We start from the raw sequence: 11,732 nt of genomic DNA, 5'->3' as shown, positions 1-11,732 counted from the left end.
GGTGATCACGCACCATGAATACAGACACCACGAACCCCGCAGAAGCCGATGTTCTGAAATCCTCGGCCGCAACACTGAATGTCGACCTTGATGAAATCGCCAAATTTGAGGCTGTCGCCTCACGCTGGTGGGATCTGGAAGGAGAATTTAAACCGCTGCACCGTATTAACCCGCTGCGCCTGGATTACATCATCGAACGTGCCGACGGCATCTTCGGCAAACAGGTACTGGATGTAGGCTGCGGCGGCGGTATTCTGGCCGAAAGCATGGCACGAGAAGGTGCCCGTGTTACCGGACTGGATATGGGGGCTGAACCCTTGCAGGTCGCCCGACTGCACGCGCTGGAAAGCGGCATTGACGTCAGTTACGTGCAAGAAACGGTGGAGGCCCATGCCGACGCCCATGCCGGTGCTTATGACGTCGTCACCTGTATGGAGATGCTGGAACACGTGCCGGACCCACGCTCCGTAGTCCTGGCCTGCGCCAGACTGGTGAAACCCGGTGGTCACGTCTTTTTCTCTACCATCAACCGCAACGCCAAAGCCTGGCTGATGCTGATTGTCGGGGCCGAATACCTGACTAATATGGTGCCGCGCGGCACACACGACATCAAAAAATTCATCCGCCCGGCGGAACTACTGACCTGGGTAGACCAGACGCCGCTACGGGAGCGTCACATGACTGGGTTGCACTATAACCCGTTGCTAGACCGCTTCCGGCTCGGCGCGAACGTCGACGTCAATTATATGATTCATACCGAACAAGTAAGCTGACCAAACAAAGCGGTTGGGCGTACCTTTCGTTATGTATGTCTTTAATCGCGTGGCCGTTAAAGGCGCAAGCCGGTGGTCACCCCACCGGCTTTTTTATCAATGGAGAATAAGTTTCCCGGCATAAACTGCGCCTTATCAACAATTGGGCAACACATCAAACTCAGATTATTCCTAACAACTTGTCTGAAACACGGTTTTAGCCATAGCGTGAGCACGGCAACAGGACAAGAAACCGGCGGTTGATCAATTTTTTTATTTTTTATCCCCTGCGGTTGACAAAATAAGGAAGCCGCACAGTGGCTGGGATTTAGCGCGCTTGTAACATTTATTCCCTATGTTATCCACAAGAGAGCCCCGTTTTGCTCACTTGCAATACGTCACTTTTCACATTATCTTGTTATCAAAAGTTGGCCCACCCCCTATATATAGTGTTTGCTTCTGACAGAAAACACTATTTTTTTGTTTGCGTTTTTTGTAAATGAAGCAGCGGGGGGGCCGATAAAAACAAAACTCGTGTCAAAAAACAGGTGCTACGCCACATGAACCAGAGTCTGCTTGTTACCAAACGCGATGGCAGTAAAGAACGCATCAATCTGGACAAAATCCACCGGGTAATCACCTGGGCAGCAGAAGGGTTACACAATGTCTCTGTTTCTCAGGTAGAACTGCGTTCCCACATCCAATTCTACGACGGCATCAAAACTGCCGATATCCACGAGACGATCATCAAGGCTGCGGCTGACCTGATCTCTCGTGAAAGCCCCGACTACCAGTATCTGGCTGCGCGTCTGGCTATCTTTCATCTTCGCAAAAAAGCCTACGGTCAGTTCGAACCACCGAAGTTGTATGATCACGTGGTGAAAATGGTCGAGATGGGTAAGTACGATCGCCATTTGCTGGAAGATTACACGGAAGAAGAATTCGCTCACATGGACGCTTTCATCGATCACTGGCGAGACATGAATTTCTCCTATGCAGCCGTCAAACAGCTGGAAGGGAAATATCTGGTCCAAAACCGCGTGACCGGTGACATCTACGAAAGCGCCCAGTTCCTGTACATTCTGGTCGCCGCTTGTCTATTTTCCAGCTACCCGCGTGAAACCCGGCTGGACTACGTCAAGCGTTTCTATGACGCCGTATCGACGTTCAAAATCTCGCTGCCGACGCCGATTATGTCTGGCGTGCGTACGCCAACCCGCCAGTTTAGTTCTTGCGTGTTGATCGAATGCGGCGACAGCCTGGATTCCATCAATGCGACGTCCAGTGCTATCGTAAAATACGTGTCTCAGCGCGCCGGCATCGGCATCAACGCGGGCCGTATTCGTGCACTGGGCAGCCCGATCCGTGGTGGCGAAGCCTTCCACACCGGCTGTATCCCATTCTACAAACACTTCCAGACCGCGGTGAAATCCTGCTCTCAGGGCGGGGTGCGTGGCGGCGCGGCCACACTGTTCTACCCGCTGTGGCATCTGGAAGTGGAAAGCCTGCTGGTGTTGAAAAACAACCGAGGCGTGGAAGGCAACCGCGTGCGTCACCTTGACTACGGCGTACAGCTCAACAAGCTGATGTACCAGCGTCTGGTGAAAGGCGAAGACATCACGCTGTTTAGCCCGTCTGACGTACCGGGACTGTACGATGCCTTCTTCAACAATCAGGATGAATTTGAACGCCTGTACGTGAAATACGAGCGGGACGACAGCATTCGCAAAAAACAGCTCAAAGCCGCTGAACTGTTCTCGCTGATGATGCAGGAGCGTGCCTCCACGGGTCGTATTTACATTCAGAACGTCGACCACTGCAACACCCACAGCCCGTTTGATCCACTGATTGCGCCGGTACGCCAGTCTAACCTGTGTCTGGAAATCGCGTTGCCGACCAAACCGCTGGAAGACGTCAACGATGAAAACGGCGAAATCGCGCTGTGCACCCTGTCGGCCTTTAACCTGGGCGCTATCAGTTCGCTACATGAACTGGAAGAGCTGGCGATATTAGCCGTGCGCGCGCTGGATGCCCTGCTCGATTATCAGGACTACCCGATTCCGGCTGCGAAACGCGGCGCGATGGGCCGTCGTACGCTGGGTATTGGTGTTATCAACTTCGCCTACTATCTGGCGAAACACGGCGTGCGTTACTCCGACGGTAGCGCCAATAACCTGACGCATCAGACCTTCGAAGCCATCCAGTACTATCTGCTGAAAGCCTCGAATCAGTTGGCTCGCGAACAAGGTGCCTGCCCGTGGTTCAACGAAACCACCTATTCGCAGGGCATTTTGCCAATCGACAGCTACAAGCGTGATCTGGACAATATTTGCAGTGAACCGCTGCACTATGACTGGGAAACGCTGCGTAAGGATATCCAGACCTATGGTCTGCGTAACTCTACGCTGTCAGCGCTAATGCCGTCGGAAACGTCATCGCAGATCTCCAATGCCACCAACGGCATAGAGCCTCCGCGCGGCCACATCAGCGTCAAAGCATCCAAAGACGGTATTCTGCGTCAGGTGGTGCCAGAGTACGAAACGCTGAAAAACGCCTATGAGTTGCTGTGGGATATGCCGTCTAACGATGGTTACCTACAATTGGTTGGTCTGATGCAGAAATTCGTCGATCAGGCGATTTCAGCCAACACCAACTACGACCCGGCGCGTTTCCCGTCAGGCAAAGTGCCGATGACGCAGTTGCTCAAAGATCTGCTCACGGCGTACAAATTCGGGTTGAAGACCCTCTACTATCAAAACACCCGCGACGGTGCCGAAGATGCGCAGGATGACCTGTTGGACTCTGCACCGCAGGACGACGGCTGCGAAAGCGGCGCGTGTAAAATCTAAGCACGGCGCTGGGGGAGCCGCACTGGCGGTTCCCCTGCAATGACGACTTCCTCATCTCGTCGCGGTTAGCCTGACAGGGTAGCGGCGACATCGCCCGCTCGGGTTACAGAGGTTTAACAGCGCCGCCCTCGGGCCGCGCTGTTGGCTTGTTTGGAGAGACCATGGCTTATACCACTTTTTCACAGAATAAAAACGATCAGTTGCTGGAGCCGATGTTTTTCGGTCAGCCGGTTAATGTGGCGCGCTACGATCAGCAGAAGTATGAAATTTTCGAAAAGCTGATCGAAAAACAGCTTTCCTTCTTCTGGCGCCCGGAAGAGGTAGACGTTTCCCGCGACCGTATCGACTATCAGGCGTTACCAGAACACGAGAAACACATTTTTATCAGCAACCTGAAATACCAGACCTTGCTGGATTCCATTCAGGGCCGCAGTCCTAACGTCGCCTTGCTGCCGCTCATTTCCATCCCGGAACTGGAAACCTGGGTGGAAACCTGGGCGTTCTCGGAAACGATCCACTCCCGTTCCTATACCCACATTATTCGTAATATCGTCAACGATCCGTCGATTGTGTTCGATGACATCGTCACCAATGAGGAAATCCTCAAGCGGGCAAAAGACATCTCCGGTTTTTATGACGAGCTGATTGAACTGACCAGCTACTACCATCTGCTGGGGGAAGGTACCCATCAGATCAACAGCAAGACCGTGACCGTCAACCTCTACGAGTTGAAGAAAAAACTCTACCTGTGCCTGATGAGCGTTAACGCGCTGGAAGCCATTCGTTTCTACGTTAGCTTCGCCTGCTCTTTCGCCTTCGCCGAGCGTGAACTGATGGAAGGTAACGCCAAAATCATCAAGCTGATCGCCCGCGATGAAGCATTGCACCTCACTGGCACCCAGCACATGCTCAACCTGATGCGCGCAGGCCAGGACGACCCGGAAATGGCCCAGATCGCAGAAGAGTGTCAGCAGCAATGCTACGACCTGTTCGTGCTGGCGGCACAACAGGAAAAAGAGTGGGCGGAATACCTGTTCCGCGACGGCTCGATGATCGGTCTGAATAAAGACATCCTGTGCCAGTATGTTGAATACATTACCAACATCCGCATGCAGGCAGTGGGTCTACCGTTGCCGTTTGAAACCCGCACCAACCCCATTCCGTGGATCAATGCCTGGCTGGTGTCGGATAACGTGCAGGTGGCACCACAGGAAGTGGAAGTCAGCTCCTATTTAGTCGGCCAGATTGACTCAGAAATCAACACTGACGACCTTAGCGACTTCCAACTGTAATCACGATGACGGCTCCCACCATTACACTGCGCCTGTCAGGGGCGCAGTTGCTTTGCTCTGACGAACACACCACCTTGTTGGAAGCGCTTGAATCCCAGCGTGTTCCGGTCGAGTATCAGTGTCGTTCTGGTTATTGCGGCTCCTGCCGACTACGCCTCACCAAAGGCAAAGTTGCCTACCGGGAAACACCGCTCGCCTGCCTGCAACGGGACGAAATTCTGCCCTGCTGTTGTATGCCATTAGATGACATCGAACTGGATATGTAATCGGTATTTTGCTCTTGCAGCCTGCTTTACAGGCAGGCTCGCATAATCCCTTGTTCACCCGTAACTTTACTACGCCAGTTAGGCTATCCTGCGTTACACTTTCCACAGGAGAAACCCACGGAGAACAGAGCACATGCTGACCTTTATCCCGGTTCTGATCGTCGTTGCGCTGGTGATCGTCTGGTCTGGTATCAAAATCGTACCGCAAGGCTATCAGTGGACAGTGGAACGCTTTGGCCGCTACACCCGCACACTGATGCCCGGCCTGAATCTGATGGTGCCGTTTATGGACAGAATCGGCCGCAAAATTAATATGATGGAGCAGGTGCTGGACATTCCGTCTCAGGAAATCATCTCCAAGGATAACGCCAACGTCACCATCGACGCCGTCTGCTTTATTCAAGTGGTGGACGCTTCCCGCGCCGCGTATGAAGTCAGCAATCTGGAACTGGCCATCATCAACCTGACCATGACCAACATTCGTACTGTGCTCGGTTCGATGGAACTCGATGAAATGCTGTCGCAGCGCGACAGTATCAATACCCGGTTGTTGCATATCGTCGACGAAGCGACCAATCCCTGGGGTATCAAAGTCACCCGTATCGAAATTCGTGACGTACGCCCGCCAGCCGAGTTGATTGCCTCGATGAATGCCCAGATGAAAGCGGAACGAACCAAACGCGCCGATATTCTGGAGGCGGAAGGGGTACGGCAGGCGGTGATTCTGAAAGCCGAAGGGGAAAAACAGGCGCAAATTCTCAAAGCCGAGGGGGAGCGTCAATCCGCCTTCCTCGAAGCCGAAGCTCGCGAACGTGCGGCTGAGGCGGAAGCCCGCGCCACCCAAATGGTGTCTGAAGCTATTGCCGCAGGCAACATCCAGGCAATCAATTACTTCGTGGCGCAGAAATACACCGCCGCACTGCAAACCATCGGGTCTGCCAACAACAGCAAAGTGATCATGATGCCATTAGACGCCAGCAACCTGATGGGCACCATTGGCGGCATCAGTGAACTTATCAAAGAGAGTCAGGCAGACCGGAGAAAATAGTCATGATGGCGCAGGTGTTGGAAAACGCCCACTGGTTCTGGTTATCGCTCGGCGGGTTGCTGCTGGCGGCTGAAATGCTGGGTGCTGGCGGTTATCTGTTGTGGAGCGGTGTCGCCGCGCTGCTCACCGGCATTCTTGCCTGGCTATTGCCGCTGGACTGGGCCTGGCAAGGCATCGCCTTTGCCGTACTCACAGTGATTGCCGCGTTATGGTGGTGGCAGTGGTTACGCCGTCGCCTTGAAAAACAGCCAGCACCAGTGCTCAATCAACGTGGCCAGCAGTTAATTGGCCTGCATACCACGTTGAGCGAACCGCTGGTTAACGGCTTTGGTCGCGTTAACATTGGCGACAGCAGTTGGCGCATCCAGGCAGAGCAAGACCTGCCTGCTGGCACCGTGGTGGAAGTCACCGCCGTGGAAGGCATTACGCTACAGGTCAAACCGCGCGCGTAATATCATGGGATAGGCTCTAAGGCTGTGGGTGCTTACCTTGCCCACCTGCGCCAGTATGGCAGCATCCAGCCAGTTGGGTAATGATCGGACATTCGGCGCTACTGTCGCCGGGGCAGGACTCTGCCAACGTCAGTAAACGCTGACGCATCGACTTGAGCTCTTCGATCTGCTGTTCGATATCCTGCACTTTCTGTAATGTGCGGGCTTTCACATCGGCACTGTGCCGCATCGGGTCATTGAACAGGGTGACCAGCTCACGACACTCCTCCAGCGTGAACCCCACCTGACGCGCCTGCCGCAACAGCGTTAGCTCTTCAATATGGTGAAGATCATAACTACGGTAACCATTTTCGCATCGTAGCGGTGCCGTCATCAGCCCCTTTTCTTCATAGAAACGGATAGTCTTGCTGGTCAGTCCGGTTTTTTTCGCCACATCACTGATATTCATGATTCCCCCTTGACCCTTCCCTTGCTGGAAGGTTTACGCTTCAGGTAGTGCTTAGAACTAATCAAAATCACGACGACGGTCAATGCCTTTGACAGCCTGCTGTGATCACCGAGGAATATTATTATGTCGCAAACCATACGTCTTTCATTACAGGGATTATCCTGTGAACACTGCGTCGGCAGGGTAAAAAAAGCCCTGGAGTCCCGGCCGGATGTGGAACAGGTTGATGTATCACTAAAACACGCCAACGTTACCGGCGATGCAGATACCCAAACACTGATAACCGCCATCGAAGAAGCCGGTTATGAAGCCAGCCCAGCCATCCCGAATGTCACCCTGCAGCTCTCCGGCCTCAATTGCCAGCATTGCGTGGCATCAACCCGCAAAGCGCTGGAAGCGGTACCGGGTGTCGCCGCAGCAGACATTACCCTGCAACAGGCGGCAGTTTATGGTGATGCCGACCCGCAAACGCTGGTAGCCGCCGTTGAGCAGGCCGGTTTTCATGCCACGCTGGCAGCGGAGAGCCATCACCCAAAATCTGAGCCGCTGACAACACCCCACGCCTTCACGCCGGACAGGCTGTCAGCGGCTTTTACCTCTGTTCCGGCAAACACCGATGCTGTCAATACACGTACCGGTGTCGACATGAGCACGGCCAACGCGGTAACGGCTGGCGTCACGCCAGCCGACAATCTCGCTGCGAGTGATGACGACACGGTCCAGTTGTTATTAAGCGGCATGAGCTGTGCCAGTTGCGTTAGCCGGGTGCAGTCAGCGCTGCAACGGGTTCCCGGCGTGACACAAGCACACGTTAATCTGGCCGAACGCAGCGCACTGGTCAGTGGCAGCGTGCCGCATCAGACGCTGATTGAAGCAGTACAAAACGCAGGTTACGGTGCGGAAATCATCCTTGATGAAGCCGAACGGCGCGCCCGGCAAGAGCACACATCGCGTCAGGCGGTGCGGCGTTTTCGCTGGCAGGCTGCTCTCGGCCTGACACTCGGTATTCCACTGATGGTTTGGGGCATGATCGGCGATAACATGATGCTCACCGACCACAATCGTACCGGGTGGTTGCTGGTTGGGGTGTTGACGCTGGCGGTCATGATCGCCGCTGGCGGACATTTCTATCGCAATGCCTGGCGTAGCCTGATGAATGGCGGTGCGACCATGGATACCCTGGTGGCACTCGGTACCGGTGCAGCCTGGCTTTACTCCATTACCGTCAACCTGTGGCCGACTGCCTTCCCGATGGAGGCACGTCACCTTTACTACGAAGCCAGTGCCATGATCATCGGTTTGATCAATCTTGGCCATGCGCTGGAGCAACGGGCCCGTCAACGCTCATCGCAGGCGCTGGAGCGATTACTGGATTTGACGCCGCCCACCGCCCGTTTGGTTACAGAACAAGGTGACCATGTTATTCCGCTTTCGCAGGTGCAAACCGGTATGACACTGCGCCTGACTACCGGCGACCGTATTCCGGTAGATGGTCAGCTAGAGCAAGGCGAGTTGTGGGTTGACGAAGCCATGCTCACCGGTGAAGCGCTCCCGCAGCAGAAATCGGCGGGTGATAAAGTACACGCGGGAACCCAGGTGCAGGATGGTAGTGCGACCTTGCGCGCCGGTGCTATCGGCAACCAGACCACGCTGGCCCGTATCATTCATCTGGTACGTCAGGCACAGAGCAGTAAACCCGCCATCGGCCAGTTGGCTGACCGGATTTCCGCCGTCTTTGTACCAGTTGTAGTGGCGATAGCCTTGGTGAGCGGTGCTATCTGGTATGTTGTCGGCCCGGCACCCCACCTCGTGTACACGCTGGTTATCGTGACGACTGTTCTTATTATCGCCTGCCCTTGCGCATTGGGGCTGGCAACGCCGATGTCGATAATCTCCGGCGTCGGGCGAGCCGCTGAGTTGGGTGTACTGGTGAGAAATGCGCAAGCGCTACAGCAGGCCAGCCAGCTTGATGTACTGGTGTTCGATAAAACCGGCACACTGACAGAAGGCAAGCCACATGTGGTGGCCCTGCATACATTCGGTGGTATCAGCGAATCACAGGCACTGAGCTGGGCTGCCTCGCTGGAGCAAAGCGCTCATCACCCACTAGCGCAGGCGATAGTTCAGCGCGCTGATGACATCCCGCTCAGTACCGTGACGCAATTTCGTACCCTGCCGGGGTTAGGCGTCAGCGGCCAGGTAGGCGACACTTCACTGCTGCTCGGCAACCCGGCGTTGCTGAAACAGCATCAGGTCACACTGGATGACGGTGAAAACTCACCGCGCTACTGGCTCGAAAAACAATCGGCAGATGGCATGACCCCGGTGTTACTGGTGGCAAACGGTCATATAGCGGCGCTATTTTCCGTGCAGGACACCCTGCGTCAGGACAGCGTGAGTGCGCTGCAACGGTTACATCGGCAGGGCTATCAGCTGGTGATGCTCACGGGCGATAATGCGGCGACAGCCCAGACCATTGCCCGTGAAGCCGGTATTGACCAGGTCATCGCCGGGGTACTGCCGGACGGTAAAGCCGACGCCATTCGTCAGTTGCAGTCGCAGGGGAAACGGGTCGCGATGATTGGTGATGGTATCAACGATGCACCAGCATTGGCACAGGCCGACGTCGGAATCGCCATGGGCAGTGGCAGCGATATCGCCGTAGAAACTGCGGCCATGACGCTGATGCGCCATAGTCTGCACGGTGTTGCCGATGCGCTGGCGCTTTCCCGGGCGACACTGGGCAACATGAAGCAGAACCTGCTGGGTGCGTTTATCTACAACACGCTTGGTATTCCCATTGCCGCCGGTGTGCTCTACCCCTTAACAGGTACCCTGCTAAACCCGGTCGTCGCTGGTGCAGCGATGGCGCTCTCGTCGATTACCGTGGTGAGCAACGCCAACCGGCTGCTGCGCTTTACCCCCCCGGACGCGCCAACCGGACATGGCTAAATCGGGGTACATCTCTCGGTGCGATGTGCTATCGATATGCTGCATCGCACCGCTTTCACACCCTTTTTTCTTACCACGCCCGTAGTGGACATGCCGAATTAGCGATACAACTTGCCGGGCGAACCGTTTAGCATAGAGGACCTGACGGCACGAGCGGTCTTCGTTGCGAAGGCATGATGTCTGTTCGCAAGATGACGCCCGAAACCGCCACAACCGGAGATGTCGATATGAAACGGCTGATACGCCAGATTGCGACGTTTCTCGGTCTTCTCGCGCCTGCGGGTTACCGTTACCCGGCGCTGGATGTCGAGATCGTTAACCAACGCCAGTTCCATCTGGTGGGCAGTATTCACATGGGTACGGTGGATATGTTCCCCTTACCTGCCGAATTATTGGGCCGCCTTGAACAGGCCACCGCACTCATCGTGGAAGCGGATATCTCTGGCAGTGACTCACCGTTTGACCCGATTGGCGCAGAGCCCCCGTTGGCAGAACGTCTGGACGCCGCCACGCTCGCGCGTCTGCAACAGATATGCCGGGAACTGTCGTTCAGCTACGACAGTATTGACAGGGTTCCCGCCTGGCAGGCCGCACTGATGCTACAGGCACGTCAGGCGATGATGTTAGGCCTGCGACCGGATTATGGCATTGATTACCAGTTGATTAACGCCGCTCGCGACAGGGGGGTGAACATCATCGAGCTGGAAGGCCAACAGCAGCAGGTCGACTTGTTGCTGCAATTACCACAGGGTGGATTGCCATTGCTGGAAGACACCCTTATCCACTGGCATACCAACGCACGCCTGTTGCAAACGATGGTCAGTTGGTGGCTCAATCACAAACCAACCTGGGCGGACAATGTACCGTCCACATTCAGCAACGAAATAACGGAAATGCTGATGAATCACCGCAATCAGCGCTGGCAACAGCAACTGGCCGCGCTGCCGCAGGGAAATTATGTTGTGTCTGTCGGCGCCCTGCATTTGTACGGTGAAAATAACCTACCCGACTTGTTACAGGCCCATACGGCCACCTTTTGAAGCAAGGACAGTACATTATGACACCCGCAGTCAAACTGCTTGAGAAGCAAAAAATCACCTTTACGCTTCATAGCTACCATCATGATGCTGATGAAACCAATTTTGGTGAAGAAGCCGCCCGCAAACTCGGGCTGGATAAACAGCAGGTTTACAAAACCCTGCTGGTATCGCTCAACGGCGATGCCAAACAGCTGGCTGTCGCGGTGACTCCAGTCGCCAGTCAGTTGGATCTGAAAAAAGTGGCCAAAGCGCTGGCGGCCAAAAAGGCCGACATGGCAGACCCACAGCTAGCCCAGCGGGTGACGGGTTATCTGGTCGGGGGTATCAGCCCGTTAGGGCAGAAAAAACTGTTACCGACGGTAATCGACGAGGGTGCTCAGCAATTCGGTACCATTTTTGTCTCAGGTGGCAAACGAGGATTAGACCTCGAACTGGCCGCGACTGATCTGGCCAATGTACTGAAGGCGCAGTTTGCCGACATAGCCAAGCACGACTGACCATAGCGATATTAATCATCAGGAAGAAGACGGCGGCAGAGGGTTCCACGGCCAGTGTCGCCCTCTGCCACCGCTTCATAACGGTCATGAGTTGATGAGTGACAATCCATAATTAAAACAACGTTTCATTTAGTAC

General features: G+C 54.9%; 10 protein-coding genes. 9 read left to right on the top strand and 1 reads right to left on the bottom strand.

Translation table 11 applies throughout. The annotated features are described in order from the left end of the window. Positions 1–14: 14 nt before the first annotated feature. From ubiG to DD586_RS05365, 6 genes are all read left to right on the top strand, one after another. Complete coding sequence (gene ubiG / locus DD586_RS05390; protein WP_012883804.1) at positions 15–773, top strand: bifunctional 2-polyprenyl-6-hydroxyphenol methylase/3-demethylubiquinol 3-O-methyltransferase UbiG; 759 nt, start codon at positions 15–17, stop codon at positions 771–773. Positions 774–1,312: 539 nt separating this feature from the next. Further along, on the top strand, positions 1,313–3,601 hold the full coding sequence (gene nrdA, locus DD586_RS05385; protein WP_012883803.1) for a class 1a ribonucleoside-diphosphate reductase subunit alpha: 2,289 nt from the start codon (positions 1,313–1,315) through the stop codon (positions 3,599–3,601). A 161-nt stretch (positions 3,602–3,762) separates the two neighbouring features. Continuing rightward, entirely contained in the window at positions 3,763–4,893 is a 1,131-nt protein-coding gene (gene nrdB, locus DD586_RS05380) for a class Ia ribonucleoside-diphosphate reductase subunit beta (RefSeq protein ID WP_012883802.1), read from the top strand. Between the two features lie 5 nt (positions 4,894–4,898). Then, complete coding sequence (gene yfaE / locus DD586_RS05375; protein ID WP_012883801.1) at positions 4,899–5,159, top strand: class I ribonucleotide reductase maintenance protein YfaE; 261 nt, start codon at positions 4,899–4,901, stop codon at positions 5,157–5,159. 133 nt (positions 5,160–5,292) lie between these two features. Then, positions 5,293–6,207: an SPFH domain-containing protein gene (locus DD586_RS05370; protein ID WP_012883800.1), complete on the top strand. Its 915-nt coding sequence runs from the start codon at positions 5,293–5,295 to the stop codon at positions 6,205–6,207. A gap of 2 nt (positions 6,208–6,209) precedes the next feature. Next, positions 6,210–6,659 carry an NfeD family protein gene (locus DD586_RS05365; RefSeq protein WP_012883799.1) on the top strand — a complete coding sequence of 150 codons (450 nt, stop codon included), beginning with the start codon at positions 6,210–6,212 and terminating at the stop codon, positions 6,657–6,659. 16 nt (positions 6,660–6,675) lie between these two features. Here the strand turns inward: DD586_RS05365 and cueR are convergent, their stop codons facing one another. Beyond that, on the bottom strand, positions 6,676–7,107 hold the full coding sequence (gene cueR, locus DD586_RS05360) for a Cu(I)-responsive transcriptional regulator (RefSeq protein WP_012883798.1): 432 nt from the start codon (positions 7,105–7,107) through the stop codon (positions 6,676–6,678). Positions 7,108–7,230: 123 nt separating this feature from the next. Between cueR and copA the strand changes: the two genes are divergently transcribed. The 3 genes from copA (at position 7,231) to ybaK (ending at position 11,596) form a co-directional block, all read left to right on the top strand. Further along, on the top strand, positions 7,231–10,059 hold the full coding sequence (gene copA, locus DD586_RS05355; protein WP_012883797.1) for a copper-exporting P-type ATPase CopA: 2,829 nt from the start codon (positions 7,231–7,233) through the stop codon (positions 10,057–10,059). 227 nt (positions 10,060–10,286) lie between these two features. After that, positions 10,287–11,099 carry a TraB/GumN family protein gene (locus DD586_RS05350; RefSeq protein WP_012883796.1) on the top strand — a complete coding sequence of 271 codons (813 nt, stop codon included), beginning with the start codon at positions 10,287–10,289 and terminating at the stop codon, positions 11,097–11,099. A 17-nt stretch (positions 11,100–11,116) separates the two neighbouring features. Then, entirely contained in the window at positions 11,117–11,596 is a 480-nt protein-coding gene (gene ybaK / locus DD586_RS05345; RefSeq protein ID WP_012883795.1) for a Cys-tRNA(Pro)/Cys-tRNA(Cys) deacylase YbaK, read from the top strand. Positions 11,597–11,732 lie beyond the last annotated feature (136 nt).

Source organism: Dickeya parazeae Ech586, assembly GCF_000025065.1.
Classification (GTDB): Bacteria; Pseudomonadota; Gammaproteobacteria; order Enterobacterales; family Enterobacteriaceae; genus Dickeya; species Dickeya zeae.
This window is presented reverse-complemented; position numbering and strand designations above follow the sequence as displayed.